Raw genomic sequence first — 20576 nt, 5'->3', positions numbered from 1 at the left:
TGCGGACGCATTCATCATGATCCGCAACCGTCCGTATCGAACTGACACTCGGCCGTAACCCGGCTATAACCCAGCCGTAACTCGACCGTACAAGGAACCCGACATGCCGACTCTGCTGAACCAACTCGCCCATGCGCTCGGAACGGGCACGATCCAGGTGATCGATCTGAGCCAGAGCCTTCACCATCGCACGCCGATCATCTCGCTGCCGCCGCAGTATGGGCAAAGCGCGCCGTTCCGCATGGAGGAGATTTCACGCTACGACGAACGCGGCCCCGGCTGGTACTGGAACAATTTTTCCTGCGGCGAACATACGGGTACGCACTTCGACGCACCGGTTCACTGGGTTACGGGCAAAGACTTTCCCGACAACACGACCGATGCGATTCCAGTCGGCAACTTTATCGCGCCGGCCTGCGTGATCGACGTGTCGGCGCGCGTCAAGGACGATAGCGACTATCTGCTGACCGTTGCCGACGTGGCGGCATGGGAAGCGGAGCACGGCCGCATTCCGGCGGGCTCGTGGGTGTTGATGCGGACCGACTGGTCGCGGCGTACCGATCCCGACGCGTTCCTGAATGCACGCGAGGACGGCAGTCATACGCCCGGGCCTCATCCCGATCTGCCCGAGTTTCTGGCACAGGAGCGCGACGTGCTCGGCTGGGGCGCGGAGGGCGTCGGCACGGACGCGGGCCAGGCTTACGCGTTTTCGAAGCCGTTCCCATGTCATTCGACGATGCACGGCAACAACAAATTCGGACTCGCGAGCCTCGTCAACCTGGACCGGTTGCCTGCGACCGGCGCGATGCTGATTACGCCGCCACTGAAGATCGTTGGCGGCTCGGGAAGCCCTTGCCGGGTGCTCGCGCTCGTCGAACATTGAATTTGACCCACCACGGAGTTACCGGCCCCTGGCCGTATCCGTCCACATAGGCATTTTTTAACCAGGACAGCAGCCCCTAGGTGTATGACGCTTCGCCGGGGCGCTTGTGACGGGTGCGCAGATCAATGCGGATTCGGCACCCCTGTACATCGGACTACCGTCGCCGCGAATGTTTGCGCGCCTGAATTCCGGGTTGCGTGTCCACGGCGGCGAGAAGTTGCTGGCGGCCTTCGTCAAGAATTTCGTCCGCGAGCGCCGGGTCAACGTCTGCGACAGCACGCGAAAGCAGCAGCGTACCAACCATCTGGCTGAACAATGTGATCGCCTTCCTGCGGCTGCCTTCGCTGCTTCCCCCCGACTCTTCAATGGCCTTGGCGAATCGGTCGAGGTTCGCCGCGAGACCTTCTGCGTAAGAGCCGCGCGCCACGTCGCCAAACCGGCGGGCGTCGCCGACAAAACCCGAGAAGGGGCAGCCCGCCTCGATATTCGCGCGATGCTCGGGGGACAGGTACCACTGAATGTTTTGCTTGACCGGGTCGGCATCAACTGATCTGGCGTTTTCGATTTGGGAGGCAAACGCTTCTCCTCCCTCTTCCATGGCCTTTTCCATCACTGCGGCGACCAGCGCGTCTTTTGATTTGAAGTGGTTGTAGAAACCGCCCTGCGTAAAACCCGCCGCCTTCATCAATTCCGCAAGTCCGACCGCATCGACGCCGCGCTCGCGAAACAGCTTCTCGGCGGCTGCCACGATCGCGTGCCGGTTTTCAACCGCCTGCTGCCTGGAAACACCCACTCTCCCTCCCTTTGGCCTGCGACGGCCCAATCAGATCCATCGAAAAATACAATGTCAATCACCATTGACATTGCCCGGGCGCGCGCCCACTATTCGATGCAATGACAATGTCATTCACCATTGTCTTAAGTATAGCCTTCTTTACCTGAACGGTCAGGCAGCAGGGGGCAAACGGCTATCTGATGCCTGACGGCGTCGCCACCTGAATCTTTGAAGAGGACCGCAACATGACTAAGACAACCCCCGAACAGAACAAAGCGCTCGCGCTGGAAGCATTCGAAACGCTGTTCAACAAGCGCGACTACGTTGCAGCCGAACGCTTCTGGTCCGACCGCTACATTCAGCATAGCGCCCATATTTCACCGGGACGCGATGGCCTGTTCAACCTTGTTCGAGCGCTGCCGGACACCGCGCGCTATGAGAACCATCTGATGGTGGCCGAGGGAGATTATGTGATCGCGCATGGTCGCTTCTCTTCGATCGGCAGGCCCGCTGCGTGGATTGCAGCGGACATCATCCGCTTTGAAGACGGCAAGCTCATCGAACACTGGGACGTCCTTCAGGACGAAGCGACCATGGCCGAATCTGCAAGCGGTCTGCCGATGTTCGGCGACCGCTTCCCGGCCTGACAACGAATCCTACCTATCACAAGCTCAACAGGAAAACGATCATGAAACTCACTGGAAACACGATCTTCATTACGGGCGGCGGTTCGGGCATTGGCCGCGGGCTAGCCGAGGCGTTCCACAAGCGCGGCAACAAGGTCATTATCGGTGGCCGCCGGCGCGGCCATCTCGACGAGGTGGTGGCGGCGAATCCCGGCATGGCTGCGATCGAACTCGACATTGCCGACGCGGCCAGCATCGAGACGGTAGCGGCGCAACTGATCGCCGACTATCCCGACCTCAATGTGCTGATCAACAACGCCGGGATCATGCAACCCGATCGGGCCGGCGGCCACATCGACGACGCGCTGATGGTATCCACCATCACGACCAACCTCATGGGCCCGATCCGCATGACGTCGGCGCTGATCGATCATCTCAGGACGCGCAATGATGCCGTTGTCGCCTATACGAGCTCGGTACTTGCCTTCGTTCCGTTGGCCGTGACGGCAGTGTATTCATCGACCAAGGCAGCCTTGCATTCGTACATCCTCTCGCAACGCTTCATGCTGCGCGACACGAAGGTTCGCGTACTCGAGATCGCACCGCCCTGGGTGCGTACGGACCTCATGAACAGCCGCGAGGCCGAACAGGCGATGCCGCTTGACGCTTTCATCGACGAAACGATCACTGTCCTTGGAACGGATGTGGATGAGGTTCTGGTGGAAGGTGCGAAGCAGTTCCGCGAGAACCCGGGCCCCGGTGAGCATGCTTTCGTCAATGGCTTGAATGCGCAGATGGTGGAAGTGCTGGGTGGGTGAATTGCTGGCTGCCGGATATCTGACGCACGCAAGTCGGCGCAAATTCGGCAACAGTCATATCAAGGCGACGTGCGCTGATATTCATTCGGGAAACACAAGGCTTGGCCCCTAAGACCCGGTTCCTGACTTCAGAAGGCCCGGCGACCTTCAATCGGATATCCCGGATCCGTGTAACCCGGAGTCGATGCGTGGCCGGGCGGCACCAGACTGTCCGCGAACTTCTCGTCTTCGGGTCCTAATTGCACATTCAGCGCTTGAACGTAGCTGTCCCAATGAGCTTCCGTGCGAGGACCGGCGATAGTCGCGCTGACAAGTTTATTCTTGAGCACCCACGCCAGGGCGAAGGCGATCGAAGTCGTACCGCGTGACTCAGCGTGAGCAGCAACTTGTTGTGCGATGGCCAGCGATTCAGGCCGCCATTCAGTTTGCTGGATGCGCTTGTCGCCGCGCCCTGCGCGCGAATCTGGCGGCGGCGCGCCATCAGGCGCATATTTGCCGGTCAGCACGCCTCGAGCCAGAGGGCTATAAGGGACGACGCCGATGCCATAGTGTGCTGCTGCGGGCAACTGCTCGACCTCGGCGGTACGATCCACCATGTTGTAGAGCGGCTCGCTTGCCACTGGCCGATCAATGCCGAGTTGGTCAGCAAGACGCACGATTTCGGCAATGCGCCAGCCGCGGAAGTTGGATAAGCCGAAATAACGGACTTTGCCTTGACGAATCAGGTCGCCAATCGCGCGGACGCCTTCTTCGAGCGGCGCATCGAGCAGTGCGCGATGGAAGTAAAGGACATCGATGTAGTCGGTGCCCAGACGCTTGAGGCTGGCTTCGACCGACTGGATGATCCACTTGCGCGACTGGCCTTGTTCGTTCGGACCTTGAGCTGTCGGATAGCCAAACTTGGTGGCGACCACCCAACTGTCGCGCCGCTCGCCAAGCGCACGGCCGACGATTTCCTCGGAGCGGCCGCCGTGATAAACGTCCGCCGTATCGATGAAATTGACGCCCTGATCGAACGCTTTATCGATGATGCGTTTCGACGTGGCTTCGTCCGTTTCGCCACCGAACATCATCGCTCCCAGGCACAAGGGCGAAACCTTGAGGGCGCTGCGGCCCAGATATCGGTAATCCATTCGCTTTCTCCATGCTATTGACCGCGACATTGCTGAATGCCTTCACGCATCTCGATGCGGCATCAGATGAAATGATAGACATATACCGCCTATGGATTAAGTCCATGAAACCGCAATCTGTTATGAATGAAATTCATGAATGTGGATGCACGCCTGAGTCAAAAAACGGCGTTTGCGGATACTGGCGATGAAAACGGGCAACCGACGAAGGTCCGTGGTCTCCAGTGAGCCTGTTTCATAAGTGTTTGCGGATTTTAGTGTCTCGGGTGTCGGGTGCTCGGCCTTATGCAATTGGATCAAAGGCATCGCTCGCTCAAGACAGCGGTGTGACTATTGTCGAAATGCAAGCTAGTATTGACCTTGAAAATTTATCGGGTGTGTTCATGTGCGACTAGTGGTTAAATGCCTCAAACACCTATGAGGTCAGTTCACTAATGCCACGCGAAAATTTCAATGACCTGCTTGCCTTTATTGCTGTTGCGCGCGAGCGAAGCTTCACCCGCGCGGCTGCACAGCTAGGGGTGTCCCAATCGGCTTTGAGCCATACGATTCGCGCGCTCGAAACCAGACTCGGGTTGCGGTTGTTGACGCGAACCACGCGCAGCGTATCGCCGACCGAGGCAGGCGAGCGCATCCTGCGGACAGTGGCGCCACGCTTCGAGGAGATCGAAGCTGAACTGACGGCTGTCACCGAGCTTCGTGACATGCCTGCCGGTACGATTCGTATCACAGCGACAGATCACACGACGAACACGATTCTTTGGCCCAGGCTGTCCAAGGTGCTTCGCAAATATCCGGAGATCAAGGTTGAGATCATGACGGATTATGGTCTCACCGATATCGTAGCGGACCGTTTTGACATTGGGATCCGTCATGGGGACCAGGTCGCGAAGGACATGATCGCGGTTCGCATTGCACCGGACATGAAGATGTCGATCGTTGGCTCGCCGGCGTACCTGGAAAAGCAACCGCTGCCGAAAACGCCTCAGGACCTGATGGCGCACAACTGCATCAATCTGCGTCTGCCGACACATGGGGCGTTTTACGCATGGGAGCTGAAAAAGGGAAGTCGTGAAGTTCAGGTTCGCGTGGAGGGCCAGCTCTCTTTTAACGGTACCTACCATATGCTCGACGCCGCGTTGGCAGGCTACGGCCTTGCATACTTACCGTCCGACCTGGCACAGGCTCACGTTGCCGCAGGGCGCCTCGTTCGTGTCCTCGACGACTGGTGTCCGACGTTTCCAGGCTTGCATGCATACTATGCGAGCCGGTCCGAATCCTCGCGAGCCATGGCGCTGGTGATCGATTCGCTGCGCTATCGTTCGAAAACGAGGTAGATCCGCGGCGGATTTCCGGGACTCATTCATGATTGTGGTTCATGACACTTTGCAGTTTCATGGGCTTAATCAATAGGGAATTTCTCCCTATCATCTGGCTGACTGAACGATTGAAGCGAGCCAGATATGAACATTACTTTCGAAGGTCAGGTGGCGCTTGTGACCGGGGCGGGCTCTGGCATGGGGCTAGCCACTGCCAAAGCATTTGCCGAGGCCGGGGCAGCAGTCGTTCTCGCGGATTTTAATGAAGAGACGGTTCGTGCCGCCGCGCAGGAACTCGTATCGGACGGCCACAAGGCCATTGCGGTGCGATGCGATGTGGCCGATGAGGCGCAGGTCAAGGAGATGGTCGATGTGACTATGTCTGCCTTCGGCCGCCTGGATGCTGCGTACAACAATGCCGGTATCAACAGTCCGGTTGCCGAGACCGCCGACGCTAGCAGCGAAGAATACGATCGCGTGATGGCGATCAATCTGCGCGGCGTCTGGAATTGCATGAAATATGAATTGCTCCAGATGCGCAAACAGGGAAGCGGCGCGATCGTCAACTGTTCATCGCTGGGCGGACTGGTAGGCATCGCCGGCCGCGGCGTCTACCACGCGTCCAAGCATGGCGTGCTTGGACTGACCAAGAGCGCCGGACTTGAATATGCCGCCCGGGGCATTCGCGTCAACGCGATTTGCCCTGGCATCATCGCGACGCCGATGGTCACCGGCATGATCGAGCGTGAACCCGAAGCGATGGATGCGTTGATGAGGGAGCAGCCAATCGGGCGACTCGGCCGGCCTGAGGAAATTGCGTCCGCAGTGCTCTGGCTTTGCAGTCCCGGCGCCAGCTTTGTGATCGGCCACGCGCTGGCTGTCGACGGCGGGTACACGGTGCGGTAGGAGAGTGCGGGAATCTCCCCATTTCTGCCTGATGCTTCGCGCTGACGGGAGAACAGAATGCTCGAAAATTTAAGCGGTAAGACGCGACTGTTTCCCATCATTGGCGACCCGATCGTATTCGTCGAGTCGCCGCAACGTTTGACCCGTGGTTTCGCGGCACGAGACCACAACGGCATCTGCATACCCATGCAGGTGCCGGACGGCGCGCTGGAGGTTGTCATGCAAGCTCTCACGAGCACGCCGAATGTCGACGGTCTGCTTGTCACCATGCCGCACAAATTCACCGCCTTTACATACTGCGCGACCAGCTCCGAGACGGCGAGGCTGCTCGGCGGTGTGAGCGTGATGCGTCGTAATCCTGACGGTACGTGGCATGGCGGCATGCTCGATGGCCTCGCTTTCGTCAAGGCGCAGATAGACGAGGGTGCCAGGCCGGACGGCGCGCGTGTACTGCTGGTCGGCGCCGGCGCGGCGGGCAGCGCAATTGCGATCGCGCTACTTGAGGCGGGCGTTCGCGAGTTGATCATTCACGACGCCAACGAATCTCGCGTTGCACAGTTGATGGGGATCGTCGCCGATCTGGGTCGTGGCCGGGTGACTGCCGGTCCGGCAGACCCGACAGGTTGCGATATGGTGTGCAATGCCACCTCAATGGGGATGGCCGCCGGTGACCCGCTTCCCGTCGCCGCTAATCTGCTCACGTCGTCTATGTTCGTGGGCGATGTTATCGCCGGGCATGGGGTGACGCCATTTTTGCGGGCCGCCCAGGCCGCCGGCTGCAAGACGGAAAACGGCGTGCAGATGGTCGAGGCCGTGCAGGAAATGATGCTCGACTTCATGCTCGGCAAATAGTCGCTCATTGCGTGCTACAGCAGCGCAGATTTTCTCTAAACAACGAGGATCATTGCTCAGAAAATTGATGTGACCTGTCAGCGTCGAGCGGCCATCGATACGGCGAAGCTGTCTTCCAGCATCAGGAAGCTTGCGATCTTCGTGTCTGAAAACGTCAGGACGATCGCAAATGCGCTATCGATCAGTTTTCCAGTGGCGTTGATTCGCGTTTGCAAGTGGCCGAGAATGACGGCCCGATCGTCGCTTGCGAGCACATCCTTGATGTCGAGGCTTACGCGCTCGACCATGGTTTGCGTGTCGCGAACGAAATCCGATATTGCTTCGCGTCCCGTCTTGTGTCCGACCCAGGGCAGCACGCCTGAGTCGCCTGGAATATTCCAGTCGAGATCGGGTGTGCACAACGAAGCCATCTCCTCAGCGCTAGCCCCCGCGCCCATTTTTTCAAGAAACTGTTGGGCGAGGCGAAGGTTTTCTGGCGAATTCATGGTGTTTTCCTGTTTATGTCGCGCTCATGTTTGAATGAGCGCGACGCCGAAAAATCAGACTTGCGCGCGGCCGCCGTCGACGAACATTTCGATGCCGGTGATATAGCTGGCATCGTCGGAGGCGAAGAAGGAGACAGCCTTTGCGATCTCGTCGGGGGTACCGACCCGGCCAAGCGGCGTCGTTTCGGCAACTTCCTTGCAGTACGCCTCGATCTGCTCATCACTCATCTTGAGTTCGGTCTTGTAGCCGGGCGTGACGACAACGCCAGGTGCGACCACATTGACGCGAATGTCCCGGCCTTTGAGATCGGATGCCCAGGTGCGCGCGAACGATCGCAAGGCCGCCTTGGTGGCCGCATAGACACCCAATGCGGGTGCGCCTTGTATCGAGGTGATCGACCCTGTTATGACAATTGCGCTGCCTGCCGGCATGAACGGCAGTGCGCTTTGCACGGTGAGCAAGGTGCCTTTCACATTGATGCCGAAGTATTTGTCGAATTGCGCTTCGGTAATCTCGCCAAGGCGCGCGAATTCGCCGCCTCCCGCGTTGGCGAAGAGGATGTCGATTTTCTGGTGAGCTGCCGACACGATCTCCACAATGCGTTCAAGGTCGGCTGCCACAGAAATGTCGCCACGAATCGCACGTGCGCCGTGGCCGATTTCCGATGCCGCGGCATCCAACTCTGCCTGGCGTCGCCCCGTGATGAACACCGTGGCGCCTTCGCGAGCAAGACGTTTGGCGGTGGCGAGGCCGATACCGGTGCTGCCGCCGGTAATGAGCGCAACCTTGCCGGCGTGTTTCGTCGAATGGATGTTGGTGTAGAGAGAAGCAGTCATTCCGGGCCTCCTTTGGGCCTTGGACAATGACTCAAGCTTAGTGAAAACGCGTTGGGAGATAAAGATGCATAATGTGGATTGTTTATTCACACCGGTGAATAATTCCGGGAGACGAATTGATGGACCATTTGCAGGCCATTCGCATTTTTGTCCGGGTCGTTGAAACAGGCGGTTTCGGACGGGCTGCGGCCTCGCTGAAAATGCCTAATGCCACGGTGAGCAAGTGGATCAGATCGCTGGAGGCGCACCTGGGCGTGAAACTGCTGGAACGAACCACGAGGAGCGTCAGCGTTACAACAGATGGCGCTGCTTACTATGAACGCACCCGCCACCTCCTCAGTGAACTCGATGACATAGAAGCGACGCTTGGCCGTGCCCAGGCAAGCCCGCGCGGTGCGCTGCGGGTCGACACGGGTGGGTCGACCGCCAGCGGAATACTTATTCCTGCGCTACCGGCGTTTCGTGAGCGATACCCCGACATCCAGGTGCAATTGAGCGTCACGGACCGGACCGCCGATCTCATTGCGGAAAACATCGACTGTGCGATTCGAAGCACTGCAGACGATCCCGGCCTGGTGACCCATCCGATCGGCACGCTCGCGTGGACAACCTGCGCGAGTCCGGCCTATCTGGCGAAGTATGGAACGCCCAGGCATCCTCGCGAGATCACCGATAAAAACATGCCCGTTGTCGGATACTTTTCTGCAAACACGGGTCTTATCCAGCCGCTTGAATTCTGTCGTGGGGACGAGAAGTTTACGCTGGAGCGCTTACGTAACGATGTGCTTGTCAGCGAGAGCAATGCCCATCTTGCTACGGCGCTCGCCGGCCTGGGCATTGTTCATACGCTGGATTTCATGGTGCGCCCATCCATCAAGCAGAAGAAACTGGTGCCCATTCTCGCTGAATGGCGTTCTGGTCCGCTTCAGGTGTATGTTGCCTATCCGCCCAGCCGGCGATATAGCACTAAGGTGAGGGTATTCATCGACTGGGTGACTGCGCTTTTTGCGTCAATGTGAAGCGAGCCGAAGTGGCCGCGAATTGAATTGACTCGCAGCCTAGTCTACTGTGCGAATTCCCAAAGCCGAACCAGCCGGCGTGACTGCAAGACGAAGTTCGCGGTAGGCAGTCACCAGTGCGTCCAGGCTAAAGCCTCGGTTCAGGCCGCTAGGATTCGGCAACACCCATGCACGCGCACCGCCGAACGCTGTCGGTTGCAGACCCCAATCGATGTCGCGTTTTCCCGACATTGCGCAGAGCGCCATCTTTCCGAGGAAGGCAACACACTGCGGTGCGTATCGTTCGATCTTCCGCTCGAATTCCACCGCAGCTGCTTTGAACTCCGATTGTGAAAGTTCGTCCGCTCGTGCGGTCGGACGCGAGACCACGGTTGTCAGGCCGCAACGGTACTGCAGGAGAGTGCGATCGTCCTCGGGAGAAATCTGTTCAGGAGTAAAACCCGCCAGATGAACGGCCCGCCAGAACCGGTTGCCTCGGCCGGCAAAGTGGTGGCCGGTCGATGCCGCAAGGACGCCCGGATTTATGCCGCAAAATACCACTGATAAACTCGGTTCGAGGATATCAGGAAGAGATTGAAGTGAATCGGAGTGAGTCACGGATGGTGCAGGCCTTTTCATGAAGTACATTCGAATCGCCGAGCGGGAATAACAGGCTACCTCGACGGCAGCGTCTTCTGATTGCATTGAGATACTCTCACGGAAGGACCTGGAACCGCACCCGCCTGTTCCCCCATTGGGGGAGCCCTCTCACGAGATCAGTTTGAGTTGACATTGATAACCCTACGCTAAGCATATGGACCGAATCGATGCAATGAGGGTGTTCGTAGCCACGCTGGACGAAGGCAGCCTGGCGGGCGCCGGACGTCGGCCCGGGCGATCGCCAGCGGCGGTGAGCCGCGCCATCGCGTTCCTCGAAGAGCACACCGGAACGGCCCTGCTGCACCGGACGACGCGGACGATCAGACTGAGTGCGGCGGGCGAACGTTATGCGTCGGCCTGCCGGCGCATTCTGACCGATCTCGAGGAAGCCGATTTGCTGGTGGCAGACGAGCGGTCGGCGCCGCGGGGCATGCTCACGGTTGATCGCATTGCAGAGCAGGTCGAGTATGCGGACGGCGTCACGTTGCGGACGTTGCTGCGGCGGCGGATAGGTAAGGGCGTACGTGAGTTGCGGGCTTCGTAGAAACGCGCCACGAAACGATCGCGGAATGCGCTTCGCGTCTCCCTTCACCCGCCGTGGGCAGAACTCACGTGACGTTTCGGCGAGCACAGTTTGCGTACCGACTCCGACAGGCGCCAGAACGGCGAACGCTGCAGCCTGGCAAGTTGTTGCTTCACTTCTCCTAAAGCCGCCCGTGTTGCCGCGAGTTCTCCTGCCAGTACTGTGTCGAACCCCGCACCGTCGATCAGCGCGATATCCACGATACGTGTAGCCCGATGAAGAGGAACCTGCGTCTGCGGCCAGTTCGCCTGCGCACCGAAGGCCAATACCTGCGTGGCTTGCGCGAGTTTGCTGGTCCAGAGCGAAAATGTATCCGGATGCACGGCGCCGCTGCGCACCATCTCCTTGCCGAAATGCATGGCTTCAAGATGGATCTTCAATCCTTCCGACGCGTCGAACCCGCAGTGACGCTCGCCCCCACTCGTTTGACGCACGGTTCTGAACGATGGCTCAAGTCCCGTTAGATCGGCTACCCAGCGTTCAGCGGCCTGCGTATAAGCGGGCGACCGGGCCGCGAGGTCGCAATCAAAGATCGCGTGTGCGTGGGTTGCCGCATGCTGTAACGTAAGGAGCCAATGTCCAAGAAAAGCGCGATATGCAGCGGCGGGTGCAACACGCACGGCATGTTGCTTGAAAAAATCGAGGTAGGGTCCAAACGTTTCTTTCCCGGGCTCCCGCGATACCTCTGGCAGATCGATATGCAGCGCATCGAGCACCCGGTCGACCATCGGCGTATGTCTGTTCAATGCCAGAACGGTAAACGGGACGGCGACAAAATGTGGGTTTCCGTGAGTGGCGAGCAGATCCCAACAGGAGAGCCATTGAGAAATCGGGTTTTTCTCGACCACGATGTGCACGGCGTCCGGGAAGGTGCTGCGGAACCACTGAAGTCGACCTAGCGATCGACAGAACTTGAAGACAGGCACACCGCCTTGCTCATGAGCGGCGCCGATCAGATCGCGTAGATAGGCCTCAAGCCGGTCAGCTCCGTCTGGCGTTTGTCCCGTGAAAGAATCGATTGAAAAGCGCTCCTCGTAGCCGGGAATACCGCGTTCACCGGATCGAAGCAAATGAGCAAATTCGGCGAAATACGGTTTCTCCAGTTTCGGATGGCCCGAATGCCAACTGTCAGCTGTACTCGTAGCCAGGCTTTCCGAGTCGATCGTCGACAACATCTCGTGCAATGGTTCGTAGTAGGCGGTGACCTCGTTGAGACGGCGAAAACACGACCATAGCCATGTACCCGCCGTTCTATAGCCGGAATGCAAAAACACTGCTTTGGTTACTGACGTCATCGAGCGTAATGTAAGTTGAGTTCCGATAACCTGTTCTGAACCCTCATGCCAGGGAACAACCCAGACTGGGCCGCAGCCCGCGGAGCGCTAGCGGTATCCGTACAACGTGGCTCAAGCAACACCGCAACGTGCTGTCGTTTCAGAACGAGTAAATCGCTTTATAGCTGGGTTGAATCAGGTTTCTCTCTGTTGCCGTCATCTCGAACCATGCGCTGAAATACCGACAAAACACGCGCGCAGGTGAGTGTTTGACGCCAGAATTTCTCCTTGAGCCGCGCGGTGGGAACCCATTGCCAGGGCAAAACGACGTTGACCGTTCCCCACGCTGGGCGCCAGCGCTCAGACACGCGGCGCCGCCGGAACAGACTGATGGTCGGAATGCTGAGACTTGACGCAAGATGCCCGACGCCGGAATCGTTTCCGATAAACCAGCCGCATTCGTATAACCAGCATGCCAGTTCATGAGGGTTGCTAAATTCCGGCGCAGGGATGCCCCATCTTTCCAGTTCGAACCAGCGCTCGCGCTCGTGCGGCGCAATCACAAAGTGGACGTCGTAACCGCGTCGACGCAGATTTTGGGCCAATTTCACGAATCGTTGCGATAGCCAGCGTTTGTCCTCCGTGCTGGCCTCGGGGTGAATCGCGATCCGGCGAATGTATTGGCGGTGTCGTAGCGCGGGCGGGGGCGTCATGCCGTTGTACAAGCCGACATTCGATAGTCCGAGTTCGTCGCGGCAGAAGTCGGCGAAGCGTTCCGCCATACACCCTGAGCGGTCCCCGAATACGACCTTATCCAGATCAAGGACGCAAGGATGGGCTTCCGTCAGGCGTGGCATCGGCTGATTTCGATGCATTTGCAGAACAGTGTCGTACGGCGCCAGCATTGCCTTGCTATCCACCTCGTCCGGCAACGGTTGAATCGTCACCTCGGGGAACCAGTGTCGCAAAGCATGAGCTGGGCGCCCGAATACCGTGACATCAATGCCGTTTCTTAAGAGATTTTGCACGATGACCATCAACACCAGCGTGTCGCCAATCGCGTTCGACATGACTACTGCGATGCGTTTGCGTCCGTCTCCGCTCATGCTGGGCAAGGGTGGCGAATTCATGCGAAATTGGCGCGTAGTTGCTCGAATGCCTGGGTCACTTTGCCAACGGACAACAGGTATTTCCAGTAACGCTCCTTCAGACGTCCCGTGGGCAGGTAGGCACCGCCGATCAGCACCCGTCCGGTCCCCCAGTCGGGGCGCCACGTGCGCGCGATACCGCGGCGCATGAACAACGAGAGGGTGGGAATCTGCAGGTTTGATGCAAGATGGCCGATTCCCGAATCATTACCGATGAACCACCCGCACTCGAAAAGCCATGCGGCGACGTGATCAAGCGAAGAGAGATCGGGCAGCGTGATACCTAAACGCTCGACGTGTTGCCAGTCCGCACGCTCGTGCGATGCAACCACAAACTGTGGGCTAAAACCCTGGTCGCGCAGTTCCACGCCCAGTTGAATGAAGCGTGACGCTAGCCAGCGTTTGTCCACGGTGCTTGCCGTTGGATGGATGGCGACGCGAAGCGGGTGTTTGCGGTGCTGAAGTCCAGGCGGCGGCGTGATGCCGTTACTTTTCCCCGCATCCAGCAGGCCGAACTCGTCGCGACAAAATAGCGCAAGTCTGTCTGCCATCGATTCCGACGAACGGGCGCGACAGATGTGATCGAGCAGGATCACTCGGGGATGCAAGCGATCCAGCCCCGCAAACGGTCTATTGCCGTGCATCTGAATGACCGTATCAAAGCCGTGTAGTTTTTCCGCAAGATGAGCTTCGTCCAATTCTGCCCGTATATCGATACCTGGGAACCAATCGAGCAAAGCATGCGCGTGCTGGCCAAACACGGTAGTTGCAATGCCGTTTTTCTGGAGATTGCGCGCAACCGTCATCATCAACAGCGAGTCGCCTACTGCCGGTGAAAGAATCAAGGCCACACGAGATACTGGCTGAGTTGCCTGCCACATAGATACATCCGATTGGCGCGCTTCCAACAGTTGGCGAAGCGCTTGCCAGGTCATGAACGGATACCGCCCGCTGAATTGAACAAGTCTAGATTCAGCGCATGTTACTTGAGTTACAACGTCCATTACCGGGGTTTACTCCTGCTGTACCCGATGATAGGCAGTGCGATTGCAGGCGTTAAAACGAAGTCCCAATCTGGAACTGGAATTTCTGGTACTGGTCACCGGCGTGCTTCACGATCGGCAGACCGAAGTCGAGCTTCAGCGGACCAATCGGGGAAATCCATTCGAGACCTGCGCCATAGCTGTAACGCAAGCCGTTGGCGCCGACGCTATTGCCTTCCGTGCCCCAGACGTTACCGCCGTCGACAAAGGTGAAGACGCGCAGCGTGCGGTCGTAGCCCGTGCCTGGCAGCGGGAATGTGAGTTCCACATTACCGACGATCATTTTCGAGCCGCCGATCGGGTCGCCCGTCGTTGCATCGCGCGGACCCAGCGAGCTCGGCTCATAGCCGCGCACTGACCCGATACCGCCGGCATAGTAATTCTTGAAGATTGGGTAAGGATCGCCGCCGAGCCCATTGCCGTAGCCGCCCTGGAAGTTCAGGCCGAGTACGAAACCGCGTGCAAAGGAGTAGTAGTACTGGGCTTGCACATCGGTCTTGTAGTAGTTGGTTCGGGCGAGCGGTGTGCCGTACTCCGCGTTGAACTGCGTGAAGTAACCGCGGCTTGGCACCAGCGCGCTATCGCGGTTATCGCGCGACCAGCCCACGGTGACCGGTACGTTATTCGACACACGGCCGAACGAGTTGACGTAGTCGACATAGCTTTTCGGCGTGTTCGCGTCGACATCCAGGCGGTTCTGTTCAATGCCAGTGCCGAAGTAGACCATGTCCGATTCGGAGAAGGGGATGCCGAATTTCAGATCGGCGCCTAACGTGATGACACGGAAACTCGTGTCGGTCACGTTCGAGTAATACAACGGCTCGCTCGTCCGGTAGTAGACGTCGGTAATACGCTTGATGCCGTCCACTGTAAAGTAAGGATCGACTTGCGTAACCGTCAACGTACGGAACGTTGTCGCGGTATTCACGTTCAGCGCGAGGCTCGTGCCCGAGCCGAACACGTTGTCTTGCGACACGCCCGCCGAAATGATCGGACCCTCGCCGGAACCGTAACCGAGACCCAGCGAAATCGAGCCGGTCGGCTTTTCCGTGACCTTCACGTCGATGTCGACCTGGTCCGGCGTGCCTTCAACCGGCACGGTTGTCACGTCGACATCGGTGAAGTAGCCGAGGCGATTGATACGGTCCTTCGACAGTGCAAGGCGGTTCGAATCGAACCACGAGCTTTCCATCTGACGCATTTCGCGCCGGACCACTTCGTCGCGAGTGCGCGTGTTGCCGGTGATGTTGATCGCGCGCACATAGACACGACGGCTCGGATCCACCTGTAGCGTCAGGTCTACCTTATGGTGCTCCTGATCGATTTGCGGCTGCGCATTCACGGTGGCGAATGCGTAACCATACTCGCCAAGCTTGTCGACGACGGCCTTGGTGGCATCTTTCAGCTTTTGAGCCGAGAAACGCTCGCCTGGTTTGATCTTGATGAGCTTCGAGAGCTCAGCCTCGCGGTTCAGCAGGTTACCTGCCAGATGAATGCCGGAGATCGTGTAAGGCTCGCCCTCGTGAATCGTGAGCGTCAGGTACATGTCCTTGCGATCCGGCGACAGCGATACCTGGGTCGACTCGATGTTGAACTCGAGATAGCCACGGTCCAGGTAATACGTGCGGATCTTCTCGAGGTCGTCGGCGAGCTTGTCTTTCGAATACAGGTCGTTCTTCGTGTACCACGAGAACCAGTTCGGTGTGGATAGCTCCATTTCATCGTGCAGTTCGCGGTCGCTAAAGACCTTGTTGCCGATAAAGTTGACCTGACGGATCTTCGCACTCGGACCTTCAATAACCGAAAACAGGAGGCCTACGCGATCACGATCGATAGGCGTGACTGTCGTTGTCACTTCAGCTGCGTAGTAACCGCGCGTCAGATATTGACGCTTGAGTTCCTGCTGCGCGCGGTCGACGAGTGACTTGTCATAGTAGCGGCCCAACGACAGGCCAACCGCATTCAATGCTTTGACGAGGTTGTCCTTGTCGAATTCGTGGACCCCGGCGAAGTCGATCGTGCCGACCGCTGGACGCTCCTGCACCTGCACGACAACGACGTCGCCTTCGGCCGAAATCTTGACGTCGTTGAAGAACCCCGTGGCATAGAGTGCGCGGATTGCGTCCGATGCCTTGTTAGCGGTGAACGTATCGCCCTGCTTGATGGGTAGATACGAGAAAACCGTGTTGGGCTCGATACGTTGCAGGCCTTCGAGCCGGATGTCGCGCACCACGAACGAGTCTGCCGCGAAACCCGACGTTGCTGTCACGCTCAGGCCAATAAATGTTAGCGCCCGGGCGCTGCGGGTCAATAGCGTTTCAAAGTTCATACAGACAAACAGGAGGGATGCACAAAAAGGAGGGCGCAGACACATCTTGGGCTTACGCCTGCCTTGCGCTGCACGGGTCAACGGGGTGTAAGTGCGAGACGCACTATTGAAGTTTGCTGCACGATGTTTCCTTTGCCCTGGTCAGCCCCGTCACGAGCGAAAGCACTTCAGTCATGTGGCGCGCTTCTGCGCGATGCATTCGAAACGACAGTTCGGCGCCACCCGGCAGACGAAATGTCAGGACAAGATGGGAGGATTCGTCTTTGTCTCCGCCGATCGCCCATGCCTCGCACGGCATGGCGAATTTCATGTCGTCTTTTTTCCGGCGAACGCGCTGTGACCAGCCGATGGCGTTGGAGAGCGCTGCCAGGAGTTCGTGCATGACCGAGTAATGCAAGGCAATAACTTCGGGCTGGTTGCCTTTGAACATCAGGTACTGGCCGTCCGCGGTCAATTCAAACGAGTTCAGAGAATGAATCTCTAATGCGACTGACGGTGACATGTGGCACTCCCGGACTACGTTGATTGCGCAGTGTAGGAGAGTGAGATCGGTTTTCGGTTACGTGATGTTTACCGATTCTTCACCGGGAAAGGTGAAATAGATGATAAGAAAAACGAGGGGAATCCTATGGAAAGCACAACTTAAGTTGCGCGTCATGTAAATGGCAGCTTTGTAAGGTTGTGAATGTCTCTTTGAGTCAATGAAATTGACGCCTTTTACTCATATGTGATGCGTCGCGGTGCGGCTCGGATCTGGCGCTCGGGAATGCCTTCGCCATGTCGGGTACTGTCCGAGTCCTGTTTTCATTCGCTTCGAGGTTCCGGGCCGTGGTCCGCTGATTAAATCGACGGGACAGATCCGAACACGGTCAGCGGCGAGGGGCGTATTGGCTGAATCGCTGTTCGACGGACAGTGGAATGTTTGCCGGCGTGACCACGACCACGGACGACGACGGCCCGACAGCCGACGTCGGCAGCAATTTGTGAAAGTGCGTGATGTGATGGCACGCGGTGCGCATGTCCTGTCGCAAGTCGTGGTGTAGCACGGCGCTGAGTTTTCCTTCGCGCAGCAACTCGACATTGTCCCTGTCCAGGTCGTGCCCGATAAAGCATTTTGGCGTCTGGCCCATCGACTTGAGTGCGCGAAGTATCGCCACGTTGCCGCCGCCCATCGAATACACCGCCACGACTTTGCGGCCGGAACCAACGGCTCGCTTTACTCTTGCCTCCGTTTGAGCGTCCAGGCCATGCCCGCCGCTGGCGTCAACGAGTCTTAGCCGGGGATATCGCCGCTGCAACTCATTGCGGAAGTTGGCTTCGCGTTCCTCCTCCCCTCTAAAGCGCTCGTTGCTCATCGTGACTAGCACGTCACCTTCCCGGCGAGCGAGCCATTGACCGATGAGATAAGCGGCTGTCGCGCCCGCCATCCGATTGTCGAGGCCAGCGTAGGCAATGCGAGCGGACTGCGGAATATCTGTAAAGATCGTGATGACGGGAATCCCCCGTTGCTGCAAGTCCGCGACAGCGTCGGCAACGTCGGGAACATCCTGCGCCTTGAGCAAAACGCCGTGGCTGCCTCGGCGGCCAATCGCTTTCAGGACGTCGACGACTTCCGCCGTTGTCATTGTGTCCTGCATCAGAAACCGCGGCCGGAACACGGCTGGCTGCAGGCCCGGCAGTTCCGACTCCAGTGCTTCACGTATCTCGTCGGAAAACCTGCGCGGCGCTTCGACAACAACGTCGACAACGAGTTTGCGCCCGCTGGTCGCCAACTGGAACTGCTGTTTCTCCAGTTCATTTATCGCGTGCTGCACGCGCTGGCGGGTGTGTTCACGGACATGCTCCCGTCCGTTCAGCACTCGGTCGACCGTGGCGAGCCCGAGGCCCGCCTGGAGGGCGATTTCCTTCATCAGAAAGCGATGCGCCACGGCAACCCGCCCCCAGTTGAGGTGTTTTTGAGGTGTTTATCGTACCGCAAGTGCCCGCTGAAGGACTATTGTTGGGGCAAGAACAGAAGGAGACACCATGAAGGCCACTGACTCGCGTCGCGACGCCCCAGTACGCAATGGATACCGGGAGCAGGATTGCAGCCTTCAGGACTTCATCGCTGCGCTTCGCCCCCGTCCAGAAGACGACAGCCTGAGGTTCGCCTCTGCGATAGTCGACCACATTCCGGTGTACGACTGCCGTGAGCCTGGCAGCGCCCTTGAAGATGCATCGCGGCGCGCGGATCTGCAGAGCGAGTGGGCGAAGGTATTGAACGTGGGAGCGGGCGTGCTGGTGCTGAAGCGCGTTTATGCCGACACAGTAGTGGTCGATGAAGCGACAAGAGTCTTCGAGTCACTCATCCAGGAGGAACGCGAAGCCGGCAGCGCCGCTGCGGACCATTTCGCAAAAGCGGGCGCGAATGACCGCATCTGGAATGCGCAAGAAAAGCTTTGCCTGCGCGCGCCTGCGGTGTTCGCCCGCTACTTCGAGAACGCGGCTCTTTGCGCGATAGCTGAGGCGTGGCTGGGTCCGCACTTTCAGGTGACCTCGCAGGTCAATGTCGTACGACCCGGCGGACAGGCGCAACAGGCGCACCGGGATTACCACCTTGGATTCCAGACCGTGGCGGAAGCTGAGCGCTATCCGGCTCACGTTCATGCGATGTCCCCCTTTCTCACGCTGCAAGGGGCGGTTGCCCACACCGACATGCCAGTGGAAAGCGGACCGACCAAGCTGCTGCCTTACTCACAACGCTACGCCGAGGGATACCTCGCATGGCGTCGTCAGGACTTTCGCGACTACTTTGAAACACACTACGTGCAACTGCCACTCGAAAAAGGCGATGCGCTGTTTTTCAATCCCGCGCTTTTTCATGCAGCCGGTTCGAACCGCACGACTTCTGTTCAGCGCATGGCCAATCTCCTGCAGATTTCCTCGGCCTACGGGCGGGCGATGGAGTCGCTGAATCGCACGAAGATGTGTGAGGCGCTGTATCCAGTCCTACTGGAGCGGATGCGCTCGGCGAACATCACAGGGGAAGAGGCCGACGCGGTGATTGCGTCGTGCGCCGAAGGTTATCCGTTTCCGACGAACCTGGACCGGGACCCGCCGCAGGGTGGACTGGCGCCGGAGAGCCAGCAGGGACTATTCCGGCGGGCGCTAGCAGAGCTGTGGAGCGCGGACAGATTCGCAGCCGCAATTCGTGAGCAGGCTGAGCGGCGCGAAGCTTGAGGGTTGAGGGTTGAATCAAGCTTCTTTTACCGGGCGCGTCCCCCAAAACAGCACGGCCTCGACCGCGAAGAACATAACAAGCGGCACGATCGCCCCCACTGTGCCCGCGATCTCATGCCCAAACCGGCTCGTTACATAAAGCAGCACGATCATGCTGAGCGCCATGCCCGGCGCGCCGAGCCCGCGCAGCGCCGCGCTGCGATGGTAGCCGAGCCAGAACGCGGCCCGCGCGACGATCCAAACCGCGGTCGTCGCCACGACTGCGCGCATGGACGAGCCGTCGGGGCAGTAAGCGGCGAGGCCGAACAGTGATGCCGCAAACACGATAATCTGTTCCACCGTGTTCTGCAGGTATCGTTGATTGACGCGCAACCTATGCGTCTCGAAACCCGCCAGCGGGTCGAAGGCGGGCGAGGTCAATCGCTCGTGCGCCACGGCTTCGACGCCCGTCACCAGGCAGAACAACACGGCAACACAGCAGCATTTGAGCGTCAGCAGCATCCGCGCACCCAGGCTGTCCATGCCCGGCAGCGGCGACATCAAAAGATCGATGCCGAGCCAGAGCCCCAGGGCAAGCAGCGAGGCGACCGCGATGCCGGCAATGCCGACAGAGCGCTGACGGCGAAAGTCGGGCGCGTGATGGGCCGGAGCGGTCATGGATTTTTCCTCCTGGCGTTTCGTAAGGCGG

Annotated in this window: 20 protein-coding genes and 1 pseudogene; 9 read left to right on the top strand and 12 right to left on the bottom strand. The window is 58.7% G+C overall.

Annotated elements, in window-relative coordinates; genetic code table 11:
• Positions 1-103: 103 nt before the first annotated feature.
• The gene (locus tag PQR40_RS13395) at positions 104-883 is read left to right on the top strand and encodes a cyclase family protein (RefSeq protein WP_408484644.1); all 780 of its coding nucleotides are present in this window, start codon (positions 104-106) and stop codon (positions 881-883) included.
• 154 nt (positions 884-1037) lie between these two features.
• Here PQR40_RS13395 and PQR40_RS13390 read toward each other — a convergent pair whose 3' ends face one another.
• On the bottom strand, positions 1038-1676 hold the full coding sequence (locus PQR40_RS13390; protein ID WP_408509203.1) for a TetR/AcrR family transcriptional regulator: 639 nt from the start codon (positions 1674-1676) through the stop codon (positions 1038-1040).
• 227 nt (positions 1677-1903) lie between these two features.
• Here PQR40_RS13390 and PQR40_RS13385 point away from each other — a divergent pair, with 227 nt between their 5' ends.
• Together PQR40_RS13385 and PQR40_RS13380 are read left to right on the top strand one after the other, a co-directional pair.
• Complete coding sequence (locus PQR40_RS13385) at positions 1904-2305, top strand: nuclear transport factor 2 family protein (RefSeq protein WP_408229329.1); 402 nt, start codon at positions 1904-1906, stop codon at positions 2303-2305.
• A gap of 41 nt (positions 2306-2346) precedes the next feature.
• Positions 2347-3102, top strand: a complete 756-nt coding sequence (locus PQR40_RS13380; protein WP_408509154.1) for an SDR family oxidoreductase — start codon at positions 2347-2349, stop codon at positions 3100-3102.
• Positions 3103-3230: 128 nt separating this feature from the next.
• Here PQR40_RS13380 and PQR40_RS13375 read toward each other — a convergent pair whose 3' ends face one another.
• On the bottom strand, positions 3231-4235 hold the full coding sequence (locus tag PQR40_RS13375; RefSeq protein ID WP_408509153.1) for an aldo/keto reductase: 1005 nt from the start codon (positions 4233-4235) through the stop codon (positions 3231-3233).
• A 434-nt stretch (positions 4236-4669) separates the two neighbouring features.
• On the opposite strand from PQR40_RS13375, the gene PQR40_RS13370 reads away from it, so the two are divergent.
• From PQR40_RS13370 to PQR40_RS13360, 3 genes are all read left to right on the top strand, one after another.
• Positions 4670-5572 carry a LysR family transcriptional regulator gene (locus tag PQR40_RS13370; protein WP_408229320.1) on the top strand — a complete coding sequence of 301 codons (903 nt, stop codon included), beginning with the start codon at positions 4670-4672 and terminating at the stop codon, positions 5570-5572.
• A gap of 126 nt (positions 5573-5698) precedes the next feature.
• Complete coding sequence (locus PQR40_RS13365; RefSeq protein ID WP_408229317.1) at positions 5699-6460, top strand: glucose 1-dehydrogenase; 762 nt, start codon at positions 5699-5701, stop codon at positions 6458-6460.
• A gap of 57 nt (positions 6461-6517) precedes the next feature.
• A complete protein-coding gene (locus PQR40_RS13360) occupies positions 6518-7312 on the top strand; it encodes a shikimate dehydrogenase family protein (protein ID WP_408509152.1) in 795 nt (264 codons plus the stop codon).
• Positions 7313-7389: 77 nt separating this feature from the next.
• Here PQR40_RS13360 and PQR40_RS13355 read toward each other — a convergent pair whose 3' ends face one another.
• Complete coding sequence (locus PQR40_RS13355; protein ID WP_408509151.1) at positions 7390-7797, bottom strand: nuclear transport factor 2 family protein; 408 nt, start codon at positions 7795-7797, stop codon at positions 7390-7392.
• Positions 7798-7851: 54 nt separating this feature from the next.
• Complete coding sequence (locus PQR40_RS13350) at positions 7852-8634, bottom strand: SDR family NAD(P)-dependent oxidoreductase (RefSeq protein ID WP_408509150.1); 783 nt, start codon at positions 8632-8634, stop codon at positions 7852-7854.
• 119 nt (positions 8635-8753) lie between these two features.
• Here PQR40_RS13350 and PQR40_RS13345 point away from each other — a divergent pair, with 119 nt between their 5' ends.
• The gene (locus PQR40_RS13345) at positions 8754-9653 is read left to right on the top strand and encodes a LysR family transcriptional regulator (RefSeq protein ID WP_408509149.1); all 900 of its coding nucleotides are present in this window, start codon (positions 8754-8756) and stop codon (positions 9651-9653) included.
• 39 nt (positions 9654-9692) lie between these two features.
• Here the strand turns inward: PQR40_RS13345 and mug are convergent, their stop codons facing one another.
• Positions 9693-10271 (bottom strand): G/U mismatch-specific DNA glycosylase, encoded by a 579-nt coding sequence (gene mug / locus PQR40_RS13340; protein ID WP_408509202.1) that lies wholly within the window; start codon positions 10269-10271, stop codon positions 9693-9695.
• 175 nt (positions 10272-10446) lie between these two features.
• Here mug and PQR40_RS13335 point away from each other — a divergent pair.
• Positions 10447-10734: pseudogene (locus PQR40_RS13335) on the top strand (LysR family transcriptional regulator); the annotation flags it as partial.
• Positions 10735-10880: 146 nt separating this feature from the next.
• Here the strand turns inward: PQR40_RS13335 and PQR40_RS13330 are convergent.
• From PQR40_RS13330 to PQR40_RS13305, 6 genes are all read right to left on the bottom strand, one after another.
• The gene (locus tag PQR40_RS13330) at positions 10881-12170 is read right to left on the bottom strand and encodes a hypothetical protein (RefSeq protein ID WP_408509148.1); all 1290 of its coding nucleotides are present in this window, start codon (positions 12168-12170) and stop codon (positions 10881-10883) included.
• A gap of 158 nt (positions 12171-12328) precedes the next feature.
• Positions 12329-13219 carry a glycosyltransferase family 9 protein gene (locus PQR40_RS13325; protein WP_408392851.1) on the bottom strand — a complete coding sequence of 297 codons (891 nt, stop codon included), beginning with the start codon at positions 13217-13219 and terminating at the stop codon, positions 12329-12331.
• Between the two features lie 56 nt (positions 13220-13275).
• The gene (locus PQR40_RS13320) at positions 13276-14232 is read right to left on the bottom strand and encodes a glycosyltransferase family 9 protein (RefSeq protein ID WP_408392854.1); all 957 of its coding nucleotides are present in this window, start codon (positions 14230-14232) and stop codon (positions 13276-13278) included.
• 121 nt (positions 14233-14353) lie between these two features.
• Positions 14354-16669: an outer membrane protein assembly factor BamA gene (gene bamA / locus PQR40_RS13315; protein ID WP_408229293.1), complete on the bottom strand. Its 2316-nt coding sequence runs from the start codon at positions 16667-16669 to the stop codon at positions 14354-14356.
• 103 nt (positions 16670-16772) lie between these two features.
• Positions 16773-17171 (bottom strand): hypothetical protein, encoded by a 399-nt coding sequence (locus PQR40_RS13310; protein WP_408509147.1) that lies wholly within the window; start codon positions 17169-17171, stop codon positions 16773-16775.
• Positions 17172-17538: 367 nt separating this feature from the next.
• A complete protein-coding gene (locus tag PQR40_RS13305; protein ID WP_408509146.1) occupies positions 17539-18579 on the bottom strand; it encodes a LacI family DNA-binding transcriptional regulator in 1041 nt (346 codons plus the stop codon).
• Between the two features lie 115 nt (positions 18580-18694).
• Between PQR40_RS13305 and PQR40_RS13300 the strand changes: the two genes are divergently transcribed.
• The gene (locus PQR40_RS13300) at positions 18695-19888 is read left to right on the top strand and encodes a phytanoyl-CoA dioxygenase family protein (RefSeq protein WP_408509145.1); all 1194 of its coding nucleotides are present in this window, start codon (positions 18695-18697) and stop codon (positions 19886-19888) included.
• Positions 19889-19903: 15 nt separating this feature from the next.
• Here the strand turns inward: PQR40_RS13300 and PQR40_RS13295 are convergent, their stop codons facing one another.
• Complete coding sequence (locus tag PQR40_RS13295; protein ID WP_408509144.1) at positions 19904-20545, bottom strand: MAPEG family protein; 642 nt, start codon at positions 20543-20545, stop codon at positions 19904-19906.
• Positions 20546-20576: the final 31 nt, after the last annotated feature.

The sequence above is a fragment of the Paraburkholderia sediminicola genome, assembly GCF_046026855.1.
Lineage (GTDB): Bacteria > Pseudomonadota > Gammaproteobacteria > Burkholderiales > Burkholderiaceae > Paraburkholderia > Paraburkholderia sediminicola_A.
Note: the sequence above shows the minus strand (reverse complement) of the source record. Positions and strands in the feature narration are given on the sequence as shown.

Excerpts from the sequence above, each read along its gene's own strand:
- PQR40_RS13385 (WP_408229329.1), top strand. The coding sequence starts at position 1,904 with ATGACTAAGACAACCCCCGAACAGAACAAAGCGCTCGCGCTGGAAGCA.
- PQR40_RS13330 (WP_408509148.1), bottom strand. The coding sequence starts at position 12,170 with ATGACGTCAGTAACCAAAGCAGTGTTTTTGCATTCCGGCTATAGAACG.
- PQR40_RS13305 (WP_408509146.1), bottom strand. The coding sequence starts at position 18,579 with ATGAAGGAAATCGCCCTCCAGGCGGGCCTCGGGCTCGCCACGGTCGAC.
- PQR40_RS13380 (WP_408509154.1), top strand. The coding sequence starts at position 2,347 with ATGAAACTCACTGGAAACACGATCTTCATTACGGGCGGCGGTTCGGGC.
- PQR40_RS13375 (WP_408509153.1), bottom strand. The coding sequence starts at position 4,235 with ATGGATTACCGATATCTGGGCCGCAGCGCCCTCAAGGTTTCGCCCTTG.
- PQR40_RS13310 (WP_408509147.1), bottom strand. The coding sequence starts at position 17,171 with ATGTCACCGTCAGTCGCATTAGAGATTCATTCTCTGAACTCGTTTGAA.
- PQR40_RS13300 (WP_408509145.1), top strand. The coding sequence starts at position 18,695 with ATGAAGGCCACTGACTCGCGTCGCGACGCCCCAGTACGCAATGGATAC.
- PQR40_RS13395 (WP_408484644.1), top strand. The coding sequence starts at position 104 with ATGCCGACTCTGCTGAACCAACTCGCCCATGCGCTCGGAACGGGCACG.
- PQR40_RS13365 (WP_408229317.1), top strand. The coding sequence starts at position 5,699 with ATGAACATTACTTTCGAAGGTCAGGTGGCGCTTGTGACCGGGGCGGGC.
- PQR40_RS13320 (WP_408392854.1), bottom strand. The coding sequence starts at position 14,232 with ATGACCTGGCAAGCGCTTCGCCAACTGTTGGAAGCGCGCCAATCGGAT.
- bamA (WP_408229293.1), bottom strand. The coding sequence starts at position 16,669 with ATGAACTTTGAAACGCTATTGACCCGCAGCGCCCGGGCGCTAACATTT.
- PQR40_RS13350 (WP_408509150.1), bottom strand. The coding sequence starts at position 8,634 with ATGACTGCTTCTCTCTACACCAACATCCATTCGACGAAACACGCCGGC.
- PQR40_RS13295 (WP_408509144.1), bottom strand. The coding sequence starts at position 20,545 with ATGACCGCTCCGGCCCATCACGCGCCCGACTTTCGCCGTCAGCGCTCT.
- mug (WP_408509202.1), bottom strand. The coding sequence starts at position 10,271 with ATGAAAAGGCCTGCACCATCCGTGACTCACTCCGATTCACTTCAATCT.
- PQR40_RS13355 (WP_408509151.1), bottom strand. The coding sequence starts at position 7,797 with ATGAATTCGCCAGAAAACCTTCGCCTCGCCCAACAGTTTCTTGAAAAA.
- PQR40_RS13370 (WP_408229320.1), top strand. The coding sequence starts at position 4,670 with ATGCCACGCGAAAATTTCAATGACCTGCTTGCCTTTATTGCTGTTGCG.
- PQR40_RS13325 (WP_408392851.1), bottom strand. The coding sequence starts at position 13,219 with ATGTCGAACGCGATTGGCGACACGCTGGTGTTGATGGTCATCGTGCAA.
- PQR40_RS13345 (WP_408509149.1), top strand. The coding sequence starts at position 8,754 with ATGGACCATTTGCAGGCCATTCGCATTTTTGTCCGGGTCGTTGAAACA.
- PQR40_RS13360 (WP_408509152.1), top strand. The coding sequence starts at position 6,518 with ATGCTCGAAAATTTAAGCGGTAAGACGCGACTGTTTCCCATCATTGGC.